Source organism: Microlunatus ginsengisoli (assembly GCF_039537205.1).
GTDB classification, from domain to species: Bacteria; Actinomycetota; Actinomycetes; order Propionibacteriales; family Propionibacteriaceae; genus Microlunatus; species Microlunatus ginsengisoli.
On the sequence record NZ_BAABAB010000007.1, the window covers coordinates 267,819 to 287,549 of the forward strand.

The following is a 19,731-nucleotide window of genomic DNA, read 5'->3' on the forward strand; positions in this document are numbered from 1 at the left end:
GTGCGTCTGCCCGTCCCCGCCTCCCGGCTCGCCCGCTATGAGCTCCGCCGGTTCCGCGGCCCGCTGCCGAAGGTCGCCCTGGTCTTCGTACTGATCATCCCCCTGCTCTACGGCGCGATCTATCTGACCGCCAACTGGGACCCGTACGGCCGGCTCGACCGGCTGCCGGTCGCGGTGGTGAACGAGGACCAGCCCGTGACGTACGACGGCAAGCAGGTGCACGCCGGCCAGGACTTCGTCGACAACCTGATCGCCGAGAAGGACTTCGGGTACGCGGTGGTCGACGAAGACGAGGCGCTGCGCGGGCTGCGCGATGGCGACTACTACCTCGCGATCACCGTGCCCGAGTCGTTCTCCGCGCACCTGATCAGCGGCGCCGGGAAGGACCCGCAGCGGGCCCAGATCATGCTGCGCCGCAACGACGCGAACGGCTTCGTGATCGGCTCGATCACGGCGCGGGCCCAGGACAGCATCGCCCGAGCGGTGGACGAGTCCGCGGTGGCGAGCTATTTCGACGCCGTCTTCGCAAACCTCACGACCATCAGGTCCGGCCTCCAGGACGCGGCCGAGGGAGCGGGTCGGTTGAGCGACGGAGCCAGCTCGGCGGACGACGGCGCGGCCAAGCTGGCCGACGGTGCGAAGTCCGCGGCGTCCGGCTCGGCCACGCTGGCCGGCGGCGCACAGGACCTGGGCGCCGGACTTCGTACGCTGAAGTCGGGATCGGCCGACCTGGCCACCGGCGCCGGCAAGGTGGCCGACGGGACCCAGCAGCTCGACGACACCGTCGTCCCGGTGCTGACCGACCTGCAGAAGAAGCTGCCGCAGATCCAGAGCCACGCCAAGGAGGCCGGCAACGCGCTGGACGACGTGACCGCCGGGCTCGCCGACCGCTCCGGCTCCGTGAGCGCCGACCTCTCGGCGGCGTCGGCCGCGCTCGAGCAACTGAAGAAGGACAATCCCGAGCTCGCCGACGACGAGAACTTCAAGCGGGTTCAAGCCCGCGTCGACAGCGCCGCAGCGCGATCCGACGAGATCGCCGACACCGCCCGTGACGCAGCCGGCGACGTGCACGCGATCAACCAGAAGGTCCAGGCCACCGGCGACCTCAGCACGCCGGTCGCTCAGGCGAAGGACAAGCTCGTCGCGCTCAACGACGGCGCTCATCAGGTCGCCAGCGGTGCGAAGAAGCTGTCCGGCGGCATCTCCGATGCCTCGGCCGGGGCGGACAAGGTGGCCACCGGTGCCGACACGCTGCACTCCGGGCTCACCCAGCTGAGCAGCGGGGCGGATGCCCTGCACGCCGGCACCACGAAGCTCGCCGCCGGCGCGAAGGAACTGCACGACAAGCTCGCGGCCGCGGTGAAACGGATCCCGGTGCTCAGCCAGGATCAGCAGGACGACGCGGTCCAGGTGCTGTCCTCCCCCGCCGAGGTGACGATGCACGTCGACAACCCGGCCGGAGTCTACGGCCGGGGGCTGGCGCCGATGTTCTTCTCGATCGCCATCTGGGTGTTCGGGATCTCGGTGTTCCTCGTCGTCCGGCCGATCAGTGGCCGGGCGCTCGCCGGGCGCGCCCGGCCCTGGCGGCTGGCACTCACCGGCTGGCTACCGATCGGGATCTTCGCGGTGCTCGGCGCGCTGCTGATGCTCGGCGTGGTCTGGCTGTTCCTCGGCCTCGCCCCGGTGCACCCGCTGATGATCATCGGGATGACGGCGCTCGGTGCGCTGTGCTTCTCCGCGATCGCGCATCTGCTGCGGTCCGCACTCGGCACGCCCGGCTCGTCGATCCTGCTGGTTTGGCTGATCCTGCAGCTGACCTCGGCCGGCGGAACGTACCCGGCACCGATCCTGCCGGCGTTCTTCCAGGCCATCGCACCGTTCATGCCGATGACCTACCTGATCGACGCCTACCGGATCGTGATCTCCGGCGGCGAACCGGGCCACCTGGCCCGGGACGCGGCCATCCTCCTGGTGGGCACCGCGCTGGCCCTGCTGCTCGGCGTGCTAGTCGTGCGACGGCGCCAGCAATTCGGCCATCGCGACCTGCACCCGCCGCTGGTCAGCCCGTGAGACCCCGCCCGTCAGGACGGGGTCGGGATCGGTTCAGTCCAGGTAGTCGCGGAGCACCTGGGACCGCGACGGGTGACGCAGCTTCGACATCGTCTTGGACTCGATCTGCCGGATCCGCTCGCGGGTGACGCCGTAGACCTTGCCGATCTCGTCGAGCGTCTTCGGCTGGCCGTCGGTCAGCCCGAAGCGCATCGAGACCACGCCGGCCTCACGCTCGGACAGCGTGTCGAGGACGTCGTGCAGCTGCTCCTGCAGCAGGGTGAAGCTGACCGCGTCGGCCGGCACGACCGCCTCGGAGTCCTCGATCAGGTCGCCGAACTCGGAGTCGCCGTCCTCGCCGAGCGGGGTGTGCAGCGAGATCGGCTCGCGGCCGTACTTCTGCACCTCGACGACCTTCTCCGGAGTCATGTCGAGCTCGCGGGCGAGCTCTTCCGGGGTGGGCTCGCGACCGAGGTCCTGCAGCATCTGCCGCTGCACCCGGGCCAGCTTGTTGATCACCTCGACCATGTGCACCGGGATCCGGATGGTGCGGGCCTGGTCGGCCATCGCGCGGGTGATCGCCTGCCGGATCCACCAGGTGGCATACGTCGAGAACTTGTAGCCCTTGGTGTAGTCGAACTTCTCGACCGCCCGGATCAGGCCGAGGTTGCCCTCCTGGATCAGGTCCAGGAACAGCATGCCGCGGCCGGTGTAGCGCTTGGCCAGGCTGACCACGAGCCGGAGGTTCGCCTCGAGCAGGTGATTCTTGGCCCGCCGGCCGTCCTCGGCGATCCACTCGAAGTCCTCGAGCTCGTCGCCCTTGATGGTGGCGGTCTCGTCGTTCAGCTTCTCGTCGGCGAACAGGCCGGCCTCGATCCGCTTGGCGAGCTCGACCTCCTGCTCCGCGTTCAGCAGCGCGACCTTGCCGATCTGCTTCAGGTAGTCCTTGACCGGGTCGGCGGTCGCACCGGCCGCCATCACCTGCTGCTCGGGCTCGTCGGCGTCGTCGGCCTCGGAGAGGGTGAAGCCCTCGTCCTCGGTCAGCTCGCCCTCGAGCTTGGCCTCCTCGGCCGGCTCGAACGTCGACTCGTCGACGTCGTCCAGGGTTCGCTTCTTGCCGACGGTGACGACGACCTCTTCGCTCTCGACGTCGACCACGACCTCGGCCTCGAGGTCGATCTCCTCCTCGGCCAGGTCCTCCGGCGCATCGGCCTCCGTGGCCTCGAGGTCGGAGTCGGCCGACTCGTCATCGGTGGTCTTCTTGGCCTGGTCCCCCACCAGCTCCAGCGAGTCCTTCTCGGCAGTGCCGCGCTTGCTGGATCGGGCGGCGGCCTTGCGGGCCGGCTTCTTGGCCGTAGCGACGCGAGCGGTGCTTTCGCCGGCGGGCTGGGCTGTCGCGGACGCATGAACTCTCGAGGGGGGTGTCACTCAGCAGCCTCTCAGGAACGCTCGTTTTTCGGGCAGGCGGCGCCCATCGGATGTCAATAGGTGCTCCTACCCGTATTCTGGCACGGAACCCCAAATCGACCCCGAATCCTGTCCGAGTTGGACGATCGGATCGTGAGACGGCGTGGTCGGACGGGCGCCTTACCGCGATCCACCGTACGCGCACCCGCCGAATTCTGAAGCTTCCTCAGCCATCGAGGCGTAGAGTCTCAGGTGGTTTGCGGGCGCTCGGCGCGTCTCCCCGCCCCCGAGCCGGCATCTTCGCTCGCTGTACACCCACCTCGCTCGTGAAGCGAGACGCGCGAAGCAGGTGGAACACGAGCGAAGATGCGGTGAGGGCGTGGCGCCGTCCGGGGCCAGCGCCGCCGTGCTCGAAAAAGCCGCGCTCAGGAGATGCCGGGCTCAGGAGATGCCGGGCTCAGAAATCAGGAGGGCTTGACCGCGAGCACCGGGCAGGCGGCGTCGAGCAGCACGCGCTGGGCGTTGCTGCCGAGCAGCAGCTTGCCGACCGGTGACCGCTTGCGCAGGCCGATCACGATGAATTCGGCGGCGCTGGTGCTGGCCGCCGCGATCAGCTCCTCGGCCGGGTCGAGGGCGTCGGACGTCGCCTGGATCTCGTACGGCACGCCGGAGCCGGCCAGCTCGGTGGACAGGTCGTCCAGTTCCTCGGAGGAGGAGGTGTGGACCACGATCAGCGAGCTGCCGCGGAGCTTCGCCTCGGTCACCGCCCGCTGCAGCGCCGCCCGGCCCTCCGGCTTGGAGGAGTAGCCGACCACGATCGTCGACGTGGCAGGTGCCGTGGGAATCTCGGGTGCAGTGTCCACGATCGTTTCCGCCATCAGATCGTCTCCCAGCTGTGAGCGGGTTCGTTGGTGTGCATCAGCTCCAGATAGGTGGCGAGCATCCCGCGCAGCGCTTCGTCGCGTGACTCCCCCGCCGCTTCCCGCCTGGATACCTCCGCAGTCTGCCACGTTGCACCGTTGGCTGCACGCAGACAGCGAGACTCGATGATGCCTAGTAGACGGCCGGTTTCGGCCTCCGGGACACCCCATAGGCCCAGGCCGGTCGCCGCCATTGGTAGGAGCTTACGGATCACCAGCTCGGTGACCGGCACCTGTCCGACCCGTGGCCAGTACACGTCGGCGTCGATGCCCCGGCGGACGCCCGAATAGAAGTTGTCGGTGGCCGCCTGGAACGACATCTGGGTCCAGATCGGCCGGTCCTCGCTGGCCAGCGCCCGCACCAGACCGGCGAAGAAGGCGGTGTTGGCCATCACGTCGACCACGGTCGGTCCGGCCGGCAGCACCCGGTTCTCCACCCGCAGGTGCGGCTGGCCGCCGCTGATGTCGTAGACCGGGCGGTTCCAGCGATAGATCGTGCCGTTGTGCAGCCGGAGCTCCTCCAGCTTGGGCACCCCACCGGCATCCAGCACCGCGATCGGGTCCTCGTCGCTGATGATCGGCAGCAGGGCCGGAAAATAGAGCGAGTTCTCCTCGAACAGGTCGAAGATCGAGGTGATCCAGCGCTCGCCGAACCACACCCGCGGACGTACGCCCTGGGCCTTGAACTCCTCGGAGCGGGTGTCGGTGGTCTGCTCGAACAGCGGGATCCGAGACTCCGCAACGAGTTCCTTGCCGAACAGGTACGGCGAGTTGGCGCCGACCGCGACCTGGATGCCGGCGATGGCCTGGGCCGCGTTCCAGTACGGGGCGAAGTCGTCGGGGCTGACCTGGAGGTGGACCTGGGTCGAGGTGCAGGCCGCCTCCGGCATGATCGTGTCGGAGATCATGTGCAGCCGCTCGACCCCGTCGATGCTGATCTCCAGATCTTCGCCGCGCGCGGCGAAGATCTGTTCGTCCAGCAACGAGTAGCGCGCGTTCTCGCTGACGCTGGCCAGGGTCACGTGCTCGGGTCGCAGCGTGGGCAGGATGCCGACCATGGCCAGCTGGCAGCCGATCCCGGAGGCCCGCTCCTCCGCGTGGTTCAGCGCCGTCCGGACCGACTCCTCGAACGAGCTCAGCCCGTTGTCGGACAGCGCGCGCGGGGCGACGTTGATCTCGATGTTGAACTTGCCCAGCTCGGTGACGAACTGGGGGTCGGCGATCACCTCGAGCACCTCGGCGTTGCGCATCGCCGGCTCGCAGTCGGTGTCGACCAGGTTGAGCTCGATCTCCAGGCCGGTCATCGGCCGGTCGAAGTCGAACGTCGACTGGGTCAGCATCCGTGCCAGCGCGTCCAGCCCGGTGCGGACCTTCTGCCGGTGCCGGGTCCGATCCTCGCGGGTGAACGGCCCCGCCTCAACCTTCTCGCCCATGGCGCCTATCCTGTCCCATTCCGACCCGGTCGGACACCCGGGCCGATCGGTCCCGGGCACGCAGTGTCGGCGGCGTTTCCTAGGATGACCCCCGATGTCCAGCCATGACGCGACCACGCCGCCCATCGCCGAACGCCGCCCGGTCGAGCGGATGCACCACGGCGACACCTTCGTCGACCCGTACGAGTGGCTGCGGTCCAAGCAGGACCCGGCGGTGATCGACTACCTCGGCGCGGAGAACAGCTGGACCGAGCGGCGCACCGCGCACCTGCGCGAGCTGGCCGACGCGATCTTCGGTGAGATCAAGGCCCGCACCCAGGAAACCGACCTGAGCGTGCCGACGTATCGCAGCCACAGTTCCGGATCGGACGGGGACGGCCGCGCGTTCTGGTACTACGTCCGCACGGTCGAAGGTGCGGAATACCCGATCTACTGCCGGGCCGCCGCCGCCGCGGGCGAGCGTACGCCGCCGGAGGTCTCCGGCGAGATCGCCGGGGAGGAGGTGCTGCTGGACGGCAACGTGGAGGCCGCCGGCACCGACTTCTTCTCGATCGGGGCGTTCGCGGTCTCGCCGAACGGGGACCTGCTCGCCTACTCCACCGACACCAGTGGTGCCGAGCGGTTCACCCTCCGGGTGAAGGACCTGACCACCGGCGCACCGCTGCCGGATGTGATCGAGGACACCGCGTACGGCGTCGCCTGGGCCGGCGACGGCTACCTGTTCTACACCCGGGCCGACGAGGCCTGGCGTCCCTACGTCGTGCTCCGGCACGCGCTCGGCACCGACCCGGACGCCGATGCGGTGGTGCTGACCGAGGACGACGAGCGGTTCTGGCTCGGCGTCGAGACCAGCCGCGACCGGCGCTGGATCGTGTTCGGCGCGGGCAGCAAGGTGACCTCGGAGGCTCGGCTGCTCAGCGTGGACGATCCTGAGGGCGAGCCGCGGATCGTGGCGCCGCGCCGGCAGGGGGTGGAATACGAGGTGGAGCCGGCCGGCGACCGGCTGCTGATCGTGCACAACGACGGTGCGCTGGACTTCGAGCTGGCCTGGGCGCCGCTGGACGCGACCGGTCACGAGCAGTGGTCCCCGGTCGTGCCGCACACCCCCGGCGTCCGCATCGTCGGCGTGCACGCGTACGCCCGGCACGCGGTCGTGTCGCTGCGCCGCGACGGACTGACCGGGCTGCACGTGCTGCCGCGGTCGGCCGAGTCGGCCACCGGGTTCGGGCCGGGTGCCGACATCGCGTTCGACGAGCCGATCTATCTGGTCGACGCGATCGGCGGCGCGGAATACGACACCGATACCGTGCGGCTCGGCTACGAGTCGATGGTCACCCCGGAATCGGTCTACGACTACGGACTGGACACCGGCGAGCTCGTGCTGCGCAAGCAGACCCCGGTGCTGGACGATCCGACCTGGGGGCCGTACGACCCGGCGAACTACGTCCAGGAGCGCGGCTGGGCCCGGGCCGACGACGGCACGCAGGTGCCGGTCTCGATCGTGCGGCGCGCGGACGTGGCCCGCGACGGCTCGGCACCCGCGCTGCTCTACGGCTACGGGTCGTACGAGATCCCGATCGATCCGAGCTTCTCCATCCCCCGGCTGTCGCTGCTCGATCGCGGCATCGTCTTCGCGATCGCCCACGTCCGCGGCGGCGGCGAGCTCGGTCGCGGCTGGTACGAGGACGGCAAGCTGCTGGCCAAGCGGAACACCTTCACCGATTTCGTGGCCTGCGCCCGCTGGCTGGTGGCCGAGGGGTACACCTCGTCGGACCGGTTGGCGGCCCGCGGGGGCAGCGCCGGCGGGCTGCTGATGGGCGCGGTGGCGAACCTGGCTCCGGACGCGTTCCGGGCGATCCACGCCCAGGTCCCGTTCGTGGACGCGCTGACCACGATCCTGGATCCCGAGCTGCCGCTCACGGTGATCGAGTGGGAGGAGTGGGGCGACCCGCTGCACGACCCCGAGGCCTATGCGTACATGAAGTCCTACAGCCCGTACGAGAACGTGCGGGCGATGGCCTACCCCGCGATCCTGGCGACCACCAGCCTGAACGACACCAGGGTGTTCTACGTCGAGCCGGCGAAGTGGATCGCCGCACTGCGCATGCTGGCGAGCAACGGCGACGACCGGCCGATCCTGCTGAAGACCGAGATGGTGGCCGGCCACGGCGGCGTCAGCGGCCGATACCAGAGCTGGAAAGAGACCGCCTTCGAATACGCTTGGATCATCGATCAGATCGCACCCGAGGCGATCCGGTAGTGACGATCGGGTAACATCCTGCATCCGAATCGGCAACTGGCGCCGAACAGTGCCCTGACCGGGGCAATCAGGGAAGACCCTGGGTGGTCTCAGGGGATCTTCAGGGCCTGCGAGGAATCCTTTTCATCCCTGTTTACGTTCCTACCTGTGTAAGGCAACGAAAAGGGGAAACGTGGTAGCAATCTCGGCTCGTTCGCGAGTCAATGACGGTATTGATGGCAAGGATGCGGTCGGGCTCTACCTGGACGGCATCGCCAAGACTCCTCTGCTCACCGCCGAGGAGGAGGTCGAGCTGGCCAAGACCATCGAGGTCGGCCTCTATGCGAGCAAGATCCTGTCCGGCGAGGTGACCAGTGCCGAGCGGGGCAAGAAGGCGAAGCGCCCCACCATCGACGAACTCGAGTTCCTGGTGGCCGACGGTGAGCGCGCGATGCAGCGGTTCGTCACGGCCAACCTGCGCCTGGTGGTCTCCGTCGCCCGCAAGTACGGCCGGTCCCAGATGCCGCTGCTGGACCTGGTCCAGGAGGGCAACACCGGCCTGATCAGGGCGGTGGAGAAGTTCGACTACACCAAGGGCTTCAAGTTCTCGACCTATGGCACCTGGTGGGTGCGGCAGTCGATCAGCCGCGGGATCGCCCAGCAGGGCAGGATCGTCCGGCTGCCGGTGCACGTCGCCGAGCAGGTCAACCAGGTCGGCGCGGTCCGTCGCACCCTGGAGCGCCGGCTCGGTCGCGACCCGGAGATCACCGAGATCGCCGACGAGATGGGTCTGGAGGCCGACCGCGTGCTCGACCTGATGCGCTACGGCCGCGATCACGTCAGCCTGGACGCCCCGGTCGAGGAGGGCGGTGACACCGCGCTCGGCGACCTGATCGCCCGGGAGCCGATGCCGGGTCCGGACGAGGTCTTCCTGGACGCCGAGGAGCACGCCCGGCTGGAGGCCATGCTGGATCAGCTGGACGAGCGCTCGGCGGACGTCGTCCGTCGTCGCTACGGCCTGATCGACGGTCGGCAGGCGAAGCTCTCCGACATCGGTGCGCTGTGGGGCATCACCGCGGAGCGGGTCCGCCAGATCGAGCGGCACGCGATCGCCAAGCTGCGGAGCCAGTCGGTTCTCGCCGCCTGAGCCACCTTCCCCACTCCCCGGCGTGGGCGGTCCGGATTCGTCCGGGCCGCCCACGTGGCGTTTCGGCTACCGCAGCGACGACCGGTGGTCGCGCACGGCGGCGACGACATCCCGCACGGCCTGACTCGCGGCGGCCGAGTCGACGCGATCATCGACCAGGGACTCGTGGGTTGCGCCCGGCGCGACCCGGTGGACCGCATGGGTCGACAGGGTGGCCAGACGGTCCTGGGCCGACCGCCAGGTCGCGTCGTGGCCGGTGCCGGCGGTCAGCACCAGAAGCGGCTTGTCGCCGAAGTCCGTCAGCGCCGACGCCTGCCGGGTGGACGCGGAGCCCGCGACGAACTCCCGCAGGGTGCTGGCCAACTGCGATCCGGCCCCGAGCTGCGCGAGCGCCGGTGCCACCGCGGCGATGCGGTGGATCGCGGTCGGTGGCTCGGCGGTTGCCGGCCGGGTGAGCCCGGATCGGGGTGCGGTCGAGTCCAGCAGCACCAGGCCGGCGACCTGCTCGGGGAACCGGGCGGCGAAGTCCAACACGTACAGCCCACCGAAGGAGTGACCGGCCAGCACGAAGGGCCCGGCGACCCCGGCGGCGGCCAGCAGGGTGTGCAGGTCGGCCGCGATCTGGTCGGCATCCTGGGGCCCGTCCGGCGGATCGCTCCAGCCGCGACCGGCGCGGTCGTACACACAGACCGTGGTGTCGCGCGCGACGACCGGCGCGATCCACCTCAGATCGGCCGACGATCCGCCCAGGCCGGGTTCCAGCACGACGGCCGGGCTACCGGAGCCGGTGCAGTGCAGGTGCAGCCGGTGCCCGCCGACGTCGACCAGCCGTCCCGGCGCGAGATCGGCCCGGACGTCTCGTGCCTCCAGGATCGCCTCGTGACCGGCGCCGGCCGCCGCCAGGGCCAGCGCGGCCACGACCGGATAGAGCAGCCACCGCGTACCTCGGCTCGGCACCTGGCGCCGGATCTGCGGGACCATCCAGCCGACCAGCACCAGCAGCGCCGCCGGCCAAACCCACCCGAACACCGCCTGCACGGCGGCAGACCCCGTCATCGAGACGATCCCGGACATCAGCAGGAAGGCGGCTGGTGCCGCCGCCCACCGCTGCGGCCGGCCGGTCGACCGGGCCAACAGCATCACCAGCAGGGCCCAGCCGGACGCGAGGCCGATCAGGACCGCCCCCGTCAGAATGTGCCGATCCGGCGGCAAGATCGGTGCGACCACCAGCGTGACGGCGGCGGCACATCCGGCGAGCAGCGCGGTGGCGGTGAGCGGTGTGGGAGACATGTCTCCAGCCTGGCTCTCCGGCCGCGTGGCGCCCCAGTGTCGGACAAGACGCATCCTTGACGATCTCGGCCATGACGCCGTCGTAGAGTGAGGTCGTGACTCGGCCCGTGAGTGCGCGCGTCATGCTGGTCACCTTCGAGTCGGCCCAGATCCTCGACGTGACCGGTCCGGCCGAGGTGTTCTCCACCGCTTCCCGATATCTGAGCGGTGTCGCCTACGAGGTCGCCGTGGCCAGTGTCGGCGGCGGGATGGTCGGCTCGAGCAGCGGCATCGCCTTCGCCACCCTCGACATCGCCGGGTGTCGCACCCCGCCGGACACGTTGATCGTCGCCGGCGGCCGGGACATGGCCGAGGTGGTCGCGGACCGGGACCTGCTGTCGGAGGTGAATCGCCTCGCGGGCGGCGCCCGGCGGGTCGCGTCGGTGTGCTCGGGTGCGTTCGTGCTGGCCGCCGCGGGCCTGCTCGACGGCCGCCGCGCCGCCACTCACTGGGCCGAGTGCGACCTGTTGCGGCGGACGTACCCGCGGGTGTCGGTCGACGGCGACGCCATCTACGTTCGCGACGGAAACGTGTGGACCTCAGCCGGAGTGACCGCCGGCATCGATCTCGCCCTTGCCCTGGTCGCCGACGACCACGGCCGGCAGGCCGCGGCCAGAGTCGCTCGTCAACTCGTGGTGTACCTGCGCCGATCCGGCGGGCAGGCCCAGTTCTCGACGGTGCTCGAGGCTCAGCACGCCGACAGCGAGCCGATCCGCGACCTGGTCGCGTGGCTGCCCGATCACCTCGGCGACGATCTCACCGTCGGCGCGCTCGCCCACCGAACCCACCTCTCGGCTCGCCAGTTCAGCCGGGTGTTCAGGGCCGAGACCGGCAGCACGCCGGCGGAGCATGTCGAGGCCGTCCGGACCGAGGCCGCCTGCCGGTTGCTGGAGACCACCCAGGCACCGATCGACGAGATCGCCCGCCGGTGCGGCTTCGGCAATCCCGAGACCATGAATCGCACCTTCCGGCGACGGCTGGACACCACCCCCGGGCAGCATCGCCAGCACTTCGGCGCGCCCTGCTGACGGGCTCTGGTCAACCGGCCGGCTCGAACACCGACCAGCAGATGGCGTTCCGCAGCCGCTGGTCGTCCAGCACGAGCGCCCGGATCGGCTCCGGCAGCCGCGCGCGCTGCCACCGGCACTCGGCCCGGCCGGCGGACGCGCTCTCCGGCGCCGGCGCCGCGGCCCGGGCAGCCTTGATCGCGTACGCAGCCGCACCCAGCTCGTGCGCCGCGACGTGAGCCACGACCGCGGCCTGACCGGCCGCGTACGCGGCGTGCCGCGCGGCCCCGTGGAGGTCGCGGGCCGCCCCCATGGCGTGCCCGCCGGCCGCCCGGGCCTGCATCATCCGGACCTCACCGCGGACCCAGGCGCGGGCGCTGTCGATCGCCTGCCGGGGGCGGTCGTCGTCCGGCCGGGCCCGCTCGAACAGCGGCAGCACGTGCTCGGCACAGTCCGCCGCCCAGAGCGCCAGCAGGTGATGGTCGGCATCGGTGAGCGTTCCGCCGCGGCGGATCGTCACGAACCGGGGGTCGCGGACCTCGGGCAGGATCACGATCCCCACCTCCTCGATCCGGTCAGAGCACCCCGGCCGCGCCTGCCGCCGGGTTCGGTGCCCGCCTCGCGCAAGGCCGGAATCAAACAAAAACGCTTCGGCGCTGTATCCGGCCGACGTTAGCGTGATCCGTACTTCCAGTGGCCAAGGGTAGGACGTCCGCGGAGGAACAGACATGCGCGTACGGCACGGTCGGCAGCGACCGCAATCGGCGCTGCCGGTGCTGGTGGCCGCGGCAATCGCGGTGATCAACGTGCTCGCCTTCGCGCCGGCGCCGGTCGCCTACTCCGACCCGACGCCCGCAGCGTCGGACCGGCAGACATCGGACGCGCATCCTTCATCGGCTCCCACGACGGCCAGCCCGTCCCCGCGCGCAACCGCGAGCCCGCAGCCCTCATCGGCTCCGGCCCCCTCAGCGAGCAGCGCGCCGCCGCGCACGACACCGACCAGATCACCGTCGCACTCCCGCCCGAGCCCGACATCGAGCCCGAGTCCATCGGCGTCACACTCCAGCCCGAGCGCCACCTCGAGCCCGAGCCCATCGGCGTCACACTCCAGCCCGAGCAGCTCGCCGTCGCCGTCCGGCGAAACCAGTTCGCCGTCACCGGCCGGCGAGAGCAGCTCTCCGTCGCCGGCGACCTCGACCGCACCTGCCAGCCCGAGCGCATCGACGACGTCACGGAATCCCGACGCGACGGCCACGGCGACCAGCGAGTCCGCGCGGCGCGCTGAGGTCGCCGCGGAGTCGGTGGACCCGGTGGAGACCTCCGTCGGCGTCTCCACCTATCTGGCGCCGTCGAGACCCGAGGCGGCGCCGGTCCCCTGGGGTGGTTGGACGTTCAAGCTCACGGGTTCCACGGGCGTGACGCTCGATCCGACGTCGCTGACCACCGGCAGCTTTCCGGACCCCGACCTGGTGTTCTCCGACGTCAGCTTCGACGGCCAGGCCGATTCGGCGACCGTGACGTTCACTCCGGTGCCCCGAAACGGCTACGTTCTGGCGCAGCAGAGCGGGGCGAACGCGTCCTGCTACAGCCGCCCGGCCGACGGCAGGTCTCCGTCGGAAAGCGTTCAGGTGACCAATGTCGGAGACACGGGGTTCAGCATCCCGGTGCTGACCGAGCTCGTCGATTGTTCGGTCTACTACCGCCAGCTCCCCGGACCACCCCGGCTGACACTGATCGACGACGTCGTCAACGACGACGGCGGCGCTGCGCACGCGAGCGATTGGACGCTCTATGCCAACGGCCCCATCCGGGTCGGCGGCCACCTGGGCGACTCCACCGTCACCAACGTGAAGCTGATCGCCGGCACCTACGTCCTCGACGAGAGCGGTCCGCCGGGCTACAACTCCGGCGCGTGGTCGTGTCGTGGCGGCACCATGACGAACGGCTGGACGCTGGTCCTGAAGGACGGGGACGGCGCCGTCTGCACCATCACCAACGACGACCGGCCCACCCGGCTGACCCTGGTCGACACGACGACCAACGACAACGGCGGGACCGCCCGCCCGGCCGACTGGACCCTGACGGCCACCGGACCCACTACGATCACCGGGCGCACCGGCGACTCGTCGGTGACCGACGCCGCCGTGAAGGCCGGCACCTACACCCTGGATGCGAGCGGCCCATCCGGCTACACCGGCACCTGGTCGTGCAGCTCGCACCGTCTGAACGGATCGACCCTGGTGCTCGACACCGGAGACGACGAAACCTGCACGCTCGCCAGCGACGACCAGGCCGCCCACCTGACCCTCGTCGACCAGGTGACCAACGACAACGGCGGCACCGCCCGGCCGGCCGACTGGACCCTGACCGCCACCGGACCCACCACGATCAGCGGCCACACCGGCGATCCCGCCGTCACCGGCGCGGCAGTGGACGCCGGTAGCTACACCCTGAGCGAGACCGGCCCAGCCGGCTATGCCGGAAGCTGGTCGTGCACCCCGGACACGTTGACCGGTTCGACCGTGGTGGTCGCCAACGGAGCCGACGTCACCTGCACCGCCACCAATGACGACCGGGCCGCCCATCTGACCCTGATCGCGCACGTCGTCAACGACGACGGCGGTACGGCCCGGCCGGCCGACTGGACCCTGAGCGCGACCGGCCCGACCGCCGTCACCGGCCGCAGCGGCGACCCGGCGGTGACCGATGTCGAGGTGGATCCCGGGTCGTACCGGCTCGCCGAAGCCGGCGGGCCCGCCGGCTATGCCCATTCGGACTGGGTGTGCAGCGGCGGCATCCAGGAGGTGCCGGGCGCTCCAGTCCTGCTCGGCGGTGGCGAGAGCGCCATCTGCACCATCACCGACGACGACCGGCCCGCGCGTCTGACGCTGATCTCGCGGGTCGTCAACGGCGGTTCCGGAGGCACGGCCACACCCGATCAGTGGACGCTGGCCGCCACCGGCGCGACCTCCATCGGTGGCCGCGCCAACTCGGCGGCCGTCACCGATCGGACGATCGACGCGGGAAGCTACCTGCTGTCCGAGTCCGGCGGCCCGCGCGGCTACGTCGCCGGCGCGTGGTCGTGCAGCGGTGGAACCGTGACGCGAAACCGGCTCGCGGCGGTCAACGGCGCCGCGGTCGTGTGCACGGTGACCAACTCGGCCCAAGAGCCGGCCCTCACCCTGATCAAGGTGGTTCGCGGCGGAGCCGGCGGGACGGCGGCATCCCCGTCCGCGTGGCAGCTCGGCGCAGCCGGCCCGCGCACGATCGGCGGGGTCAGCGGCAGCGCTGCGGTCACTCGCGTGCCGCTGCCCATCGGAACGTACGATCTGACCGAGTCCGGCCCCAGCGGGTTCCGCAGCTCCGGATGGGTGTGCGTGGGTGCGACGGGATCCGCACCCGCCGGTGCCGTCAGCCTGAGCCTCGGCGACCGCGCCGTCTGCACCTCCACCAGCACCGCGACTCGGCCGACCCTGACCCTGGTCGGCGGGGTCGACAACGGGCTGTCCGGCGGCACGGCGGAGCCCACCGACTGGATCCTCACCGCCTCCAATCGCTCGGACCGGATCCGGGGAGTCACCGGCAGCCCGGCGGTCACCCGGGCGCCTGCGGAGGTGGGGACGTACGCGCTCGCAGAGAGCGGTCCGCCGGGTTACGCCAGGTCGGGCTGGGTCTGCGTCGGCGCCGCCGGCTCCACCGCCACGAGTGTGACCCTCGCCCTCGGTGACCACGCCACCTGCACCGTCGGCAACACCGCACGCCAGCCCCGGCTGACCCTGCTCGCGGACGTGACCAACGACGACCAAGGCACCTCGACGGGCGCCGACTGGATCCTCGTCGCCACCGGACCCACTCCGGGTGTCAGCGGCCAGGGCGGAGTGACTGCGCTGCCGGTTTCGGCCGGCGCCTACCGCCTGACCGAGTCCGGGCCCGAGGGCTACACGCTGCGCGCCTGGTCCTGCGACGGCGCGACGCGCCACGGCACGAGCGTGGTCGTGGCCCTCGGCGGCGACGTGACCTGCGTCGCGCACCTCGACGACAAGCCGGCCGAGCCGACCCTCACGCTGTCCCCGGACCTGACCTCCACCCACGTCGGATCGAGGTTCGGCGTGACCGCCCAGGTCCGGCGGGCCGGACAGCCCGCAGCCGACGTCGTGGTCCACTTCGTCAGCCGGCTGCCGGGTCAGGAGGACAAGACCGGATCGGATCGCACCGACGCAGCGGGCAGGGCCGGCTACCACTTCACCCGAACGGTCGCCGGCGCGGACATCGTGACCGCGACAGCGCGAGTGGGCGGACGCACCCTGGTCGCCAGGATCCACCACCGTTGGACGGCCACTCCGGCGAAGATCCCGGAGACCAGCCCCACGGTGCGGCCGCAAGGAGCAGCGCGACCCGGTGGCAGCCTCCAGCTCAGCGGGACGGGTTGCCGTCCCGGCGGCGTCGTGGACATCGACCTGCGCAATGCCGACGGGCTGACCGTGCGGCTCGGGACGACGACCGCCGCCGCCGACGGCTCCTTCTACCTCAACACCTCCGTGCCGACCGTCCCGCTCGGGCGCTACACGCTGCACACGAGCTGCGGCAAGCCGTCCGGGGACCCGACCGTCGACATCAGCGGTCCGGAGTCGACCCTTGCCGTGACCGGCATCGCGGCTGCGGGCGCCACCACGGGCTCGTTGTTGGTCTTCTTCCTGTTGCTGGTCAAGGGCATCATCTCCTTCATGCCCAACCGGTTCCGCTGAGGCGGCTCATGCAGCGCTGGATCTGTCCCGACTGCGAGCGCGAGTTCGGTGCGCGTCACCAGGCGCACACCTGCGCCCCGGGTATCGGCGTCGCCGAGCTGCTCGGCCGGCACCCCGGCTGGATCGGCGAGATCTATGCCGCGGTGATCGACACGGTGCGGGCCCTCGGCCCGGTGCACGAGGACGCGGTGAACGTCGGCGTCTTCTTGAAGGCGCAGCGCACCTTCGCCGAGTTCCGGCCCCGGGTCCGCTCCGTGTTGCTGTGGATCATGCTGCCCGACGAGCACCCGATCCCGGCGGTCGGCCGGATCGTCCGGGCCGGGTCGAACTACGCCCACCGGCTGGTGCTGACCGATGCCGCCCAGGTCGACGACGACGTACGCACCCTGCTGGAGCTGGCCTACGACGTCGCCGCGGACTGACGGGCCGAACCCGAGCGGCCACACCTTGGCCGTGCGGTAGCCGTCGTCGCGAGCGGCAGATCTTCGTACGGCGCCTCAGCGGTTTGCGCCGCGCTTCTCCCGTGCCCTGACCTGCACGTGCACGGGAGTTCCGGTGAAGCCGAACTCCTCCCGCAACCGGCGCTCGACGAACCGCAGGTACTGGTCCTCCAGCTGACCGGAGGTGAACAGCACGAACGTCGGCGGCCCGGCGTGTGCCTGGGTGCCGAACAGGACCCGCGGCTGCTTGCCGCCGCGCACCGGATGGGGGTGGGCAGCCGCGATCCGGCCCAGGAAGGCGTTCAGCTTGCCGGTCGAGATCCGTTGCTCCCAGCCCCCCAGCGCCTCTTCGATCGCCGGGCCGAGCCGGTCGACATGCCGTCCCGTCCGGGCCGAGATGTTCACCTTGGCGGCCCAGCCGAACCCGGTCAGGTCGCGCTCGATCTCCCGGTCCAGATAGCGGCGCCGCTCGTCGTCGGTCAGGTCCCACTTGTTGAACGCGATCACCAGCGCTCGCCCGGCCTCCTCGACGCTGCTCATGATCCGCAGGTCTTGCTCGGTCATCGGCTGGCCGGCGTCCACCACGACCACGCAGACCTCGGCCCGCTCGATCGCCGCGTGGGTCCGCAGGCTGGCGTAGTACTCGTGACCGGACGCCTCTTTCACCCGCCGCCGGATGCCCGCGGTGTCGATGAAGCGGTACGTCCGCCCGTCCACCTCGACCAGCTCGTCGACCGGGTCGACGGTGGTGCCGGCGACATCGTCGACCACCACCCGCTGCTGCCGCGCCAACCGGTTCAGCAGGCTCGACTTGCCGACGTTCGGCTTGCCGACGATGGCGACGCGGCGGGGCCCGGCCGGTGGGTCGAAGTCCTCCGGCGGCGCCTCCGGCAGCGCGGCCAGGATCGCGTCCAGCAGGTCTCCGCTGCCTCGGCCGTGCAGCGCCGACACCGGATACGGCTCCCCCAGGCCGAGGTTCCACAGCGCCGCGGCCTCCCCCTCGGTCCGCAGGTCGTCGACCTTGTTGGCGGCCAGCACGACCGGCTTTCCGGCCCGGCGCAGCACCTGGACGACGGACTCGTCGACGTCCTGGATGCCGACGGTGGCATCGACCACGAACAGCACCGCGTCGGCGGTCCCGATCGCCAGTTCGGCCTGCTCGGTGACCTGGGCGGCCATCCCCTTCGCGTCCGGCGCCCAGCCGCCGGTGTCGACCACCACGAAGTCGCGACCGTTCCAGACCGCGTCATAGGACACCCGATCGCGGGTGACACCCGGGACGTCTTGGACCACCGCCTCGCGCCGGCCGATGATCCGGTTGACCAGGGTCGACTTGCCGACGTTGGGCCGGCCGACGACCGCGACAACCGGCACGGTGCGATCGGCACCGGCCCCGTCGAACTCGTCGAGGTGATCGATCTCGGTCATGTGTCTCACTGTCGCTGGCGGATCGTGGTCGGCCGGGGTGGCCCCGGCAAGGTTAGCCCGGTGCGCGCCTGCGCCTCGACCACGTGCTCGGCGAGAATCCTCCGCAGCCGCTCGGTGTGCTCGGCGACCAGCGCCTTCGGCCGGGGCCAGGGCAGCCGCGGCACGGTGAACGGGCGGCCGTAGACGACGTGCACGGCGGCGCCCCGGTGCGGAGTCTCGTCCCGGTCCTGCCCGGGGTCGCGCGTGCCGATCAGCGCCACCGGCACGATCGGCGCGCCGGTGACCATGGCGAGATACACGGCGCCACCCTTCGCCCAGTGCACCTCGCCGGTCCCTCGGACGCCCTCGGGAAAGACGACCAGCACGCCGTCGTCGCGCAGCACCCGGATGGCGCGGCGGATCGCGGTCGGGTCCACCGCATGCCGGTCGATCGGGATCTGGCCGAACCGGGTGAGCAGCCAGCCGACCGCGCCGCCGTCGTACATCTCCTTCTTCACCAGGGCGAACGACGGCCGCTCGGTGACCGCGGCCAGCAGCGGGCCGTCCAGCACCCCGACATGGTTGGTGGCCAGCACGACCGGTCCGGACCGGGGGACGTACGCCTGGTCGTGCACGCCGACCCGCCAGTACGTCCGCAGCGCGGCCGCGACCGCCGGCCTCGCCAGCCGGAACGGCAGCGTGCCGGCAGGACTCAGCCGATCGGTGTGAGGCGTCCCTGGACTGATCCCGATCACGGGGCCAGCGCGCAGATCGCCTCGATCACCTGAGCCAGGCTCTGTTCGGTCGAGTCGATCACCGTCACCCCCGGAGCGGCCTCGGTGAAGCGCGCCACGGTCGAGTCGTCCCGGTCGCGCCGGATCACCTGATCGGTGACGGCGGCCTGGTCGACCTCGCCGCCGAGCTCGGCCTGCCGTCGGGCCACCCGGGCGGCCGGATCGGCGACCAGCAGCACGCGTACGTCGGCGTCGGGCGCCACGACCGTGGTGATGTCGCGCCCCTCGGCGACGATCCCGCGCTCGGCGGCGCGGATCATCCGCTGCTGCTCGGCCACCAGGTGCTCCCGGACGGCCAAATTGGTGGCTACCGAGCTCACGGCCGCCGACACCTCGGGCTCACGGATCGCCCGGGTCACGTCGTGTCCGTTGATGGCGATCCGCGGAGACCGCGGATCGACGCTGATGTCGAAGGTGGCGCCGCTGACCAGGGCCGCGACCGCGTCGGTGTCGGTCCGGTCGACGCCGAGGTGCAGAGCGAGCCAGGTCACCGCCCGATACATCGCCCCGGTGTCGAGGAAGTCGAGCCCGAGCCGCGACGCCACCCCGCGCGCCGTGCTCGACTTGCCCGAGCCGCTCGGCCCGTCGATCGCCACCACCAGCGGCACAGTCGACCCCGCCTCTCCTCCGCCGATACGCCGTCGGCCAGCCTAGCGGGACGCGCGCGCGCAGCTTGCGGAGCAGGACCTGCTGACTATGCCCGACCCGCATCGACGCTGCGCGCCGGCGAGTGCAGGAGCGCGCGGTGAAACACGCCTAATGGGGGTGTAACAGGTGCCGGTGCGGCAGTCTGTTGCCCAGATCCCGTCGGCGG

General features: G+C 70.9%; 15 protein-coding genes. 6 read left to right on the forward strand and 9 right to left on the reverse strand.

Annotation, left to right across the window (positions count from 1 at the left end):
- Entirely contained in the window at positions 1-2,070 is a 2,070-nt protein-coding gene (locus ABD747_RS06245) for a YhgE/Pip domain-containing protein (RefSeq protein WP_344802471.1), read from the forward strand.
- A 33-nt stretch (positions 2,071-2,103) separates the two neighbouring features.
- Here the strand turns inward: ABD747_RS06245 and ABD747_RS06250 are convergent, their stop codons facing one another.
- From ABD747_RS06250 to ABD747_RS06260, 3 genes are all read right to left on the reverse strand, one after another.
- Positions 2,104-3,477 carry an RNA polymerase sigma factor gene (locus ABD747_RS06250; protein WP_344802473.1) on the reverse strand — a complete coding sequence of 458 codons (1,374 nt, stop codon included), beginning with the start codon at positions 3,475-3,477 and terminating at the stop codon, positions 2,104-2,106.
- Positions 3,478-3,920: 443 nt separating this feature from the next.
- Positions 3,921-4,319, reverse strand: coding sequence for a universal stress protein (locus ABD747_RS06255; protein WP_344802475.1), 399 nt, complete (start codon positions 4,317-4,319; stop codon positions 3,921-3,923).
- 14 nt (positions 4,320-4,333) lie between these two features.
- The gene (locus tag ABD747_RS06260; protein ID WP_344802477.1) at positions 4,334-5,809 is read right to left on the reverse strand and encodes a glutamate--cysteine ligase; all 1,476 of its coding nucleotides are present in this window, start codon (positions 5,807-5,809) and stop codon (positions 4,334-4,336) included.
- A gap of 94 nt (positions 5,810-5,903) precedes the next feature.
- On the opposite strand from ABD747_RS06260, the gene ABD747_RS06265 reads away from it, so the two are divergent.
- The gene (locus ABD747_RS06265; protein WP_344802479.1) at positions 5,904-8,069 is read left to right on the forward strand and encodes a S9 family peptidase; all 2,166 of its coding nucleotides are present in this window, start codon (positions 5,904-5,906) and stop codon (positions 8,067-8,069) included.
- 172 nt (positions 8,070-8,241) lie between these two features.
- Positions 8,242-9,195: a sigma-70 family RNA polymerase sigma factor gene (locus ABD747_RS06270; RefSeq protein ID WP_344802481.1), complete on the forward strand. Its 954-nt coding sequence runs from the start codon at positions 8,242-8,244 to the stop codon at positions 9,193-9,195.
- Positions 9,196-9,261: 66 nt separating this feature from the next.
- Here the strand turns inward: ABD747_RS06270 and ABD747_RS06275 are convergent, their stop codons facing one another.
- A complete protein-coding gene (locus ABD747_RS06275; RefSeq protein WP_344802482.1) occupies positions 9,262-10,485 on the reverse strand; it encodes an alpha/beta fold hydrolase in 1,224 nt (407 codons plus the stop codon).
- Positions 10,486-10,580: 95 nt separating this feature from the next.
- Here ABD747_RS06275 and ABD747_RS06280 point away from each other — a divergent pair, with 95 nt between their 5' ends.
- A complete protein-coding gene (locus ABD747_RS06280; protein WP_344802484.1) occupies positions 10,581-11,552 on the forward strand; it encodes a GlxA family transcriptional regulator in 972 nt (323 codons plus the stop codon).
- A gap of 10 nt (positions 11,553-11,562) precedes the next feature.
- Here ABD747_RS06280 and ABD747_RS06285 read toward each other — a convergent pair whose 3' ends face one another.
- Both ABD747_RS06285 and ABD747_RS06290 read right to left on the reverse strand, forming a co-directional pair.
- Positions 11,563-12,093: a putative immunity protein gene (locus ABD747_RS06285; RefSeq protein ID WP_344802486.1), complete on the reverse strand. Its 531-nt coding sequence runs from the start codon at positions 12,091-12,093 to the stop codon at positions 11,563-11,565.
- 273 nt (positions 12,094-12,366) lie between these two features.
- A complete protein-coding gene (locus ABD747_RS06290; RefSeq protein ID WP_344802488.1) occupies positions 12,367-12,867 on the reverse strand; it encodes a hypothetical protein in 501 nt (166 codons plus the stop codon).
- Here ABD747_RS06290 and ABD747_RS06295 point away from each other — a divergent pair.
- Both ABD747_RS06295 and ABD747_RS06300 read left to right on the forward strand, forming a co-directional pair.
- Positions 12,842-16,276, forward strand: coding sequence for a hypothetical protein (locus ABD747_RS06295; protein WP_344802490.1), 3,435 nt, complete (start codon positions 12,842-12,844; stop codon positions 16,274-16,276). The two genes, ABD747_RS06290 and ABD747_RS06295, sit on opposite strands and share 26 nt — an antisense overlap.
- An 8-nt stretch (positions 16,277-16,284) precedes the next feature.
- Entirely contained in the window at positions 16,285-16,698 is a 414-nt protein-coding gene (locus ABD747_RS06300) for a DUF5655 domain-containing protein (protein ID WP_344802492.1), read from the forward strand.
- 75 nt (positions 16,699-16,773) lie between these two features.
- On the opposite strand, the gene der is transcribed toward ABD747_RS06300, so the two are convergent.
- From der to cmk, 3 genes are read right to left on the reverse strand one after another with little or no spacing between them, the layout of a single operon-like run.
- Entirely contained in the window at positions 16,774-18,144 is a 1,371-nt protein-coding gene (der, locus tag ABD747_RS06305) for a ribosome biogenesis GTPase Der (RefSeq protein WP_344802494.1), read from the reverse strand.
- Between the two features lie 5 nt (positions 18,145-18,149).
- Positions 18,150-18,878 (reverse strand): lysophospholipid acyltransferase family protein, encoded by a 729-nt coding sequence (locus tag ABD747_RS06310; RefSeq protein WP_344802496.1) that lies wholly within the window; start codon positions 18,876-18,878, stop codon positions 18,150-18,152.
- Positions 18,875-19,519, reverse strand: coding sequence for a (d)CMP kinase (gene cmk, locus ABD747_RS06315; RefSeq protein ID WP_344802518.1), 645 nt, complete (start codon positions 19,517-19,519; stop codon positions 18,875-18,877). The genes ABD747_RS06310 and cmk overlap by 4 nt, the downstream gene beginning before the upstream one ends.
- Positions 19,520-19,731: the final 212 nt, after the last annotated feature.

Excerpts from the sequence above, each read along its gene's own strand:
- ABD747_RS06260 (WP_344802477.1), bottom strand. The coding sequence starts at position 5,809 with ATGGGCGAGAAGGTTGAGGCGGGGCCGTTCACCCGCGAGGATCGGACC.
- ABD747_RS06265 (WP_344802479.1), top strand. The coding sequence starts at position 5,904 with ATGTCCAGCCATGACGCGACCACGCCGCCCATCGCCGAACGCCGCCCG.
- ABD747_RS06275 (WP_344802482.1), bottom strand. The coding sequence starts at position 10,485 with ATGTCTCCCACACCGCTCACCGCCACCGCGCTGCTCGCCGGATGTGCC.
- ABD747_RS06300 (WP_344802492.1), top strand. The coding sequence starts at position 16,285 with ATGCAGCGCTGGATCTGTCCCGACTGCGAGCGCGAGTTCGGTGCGCGT.
- der (WP_344802494.1), bottom strand. The coding sequence starts at position 18,144 with ATGACCGAGATCGATCACCTCGACGAGTTCGACGGGGCCGGTGCCGAT.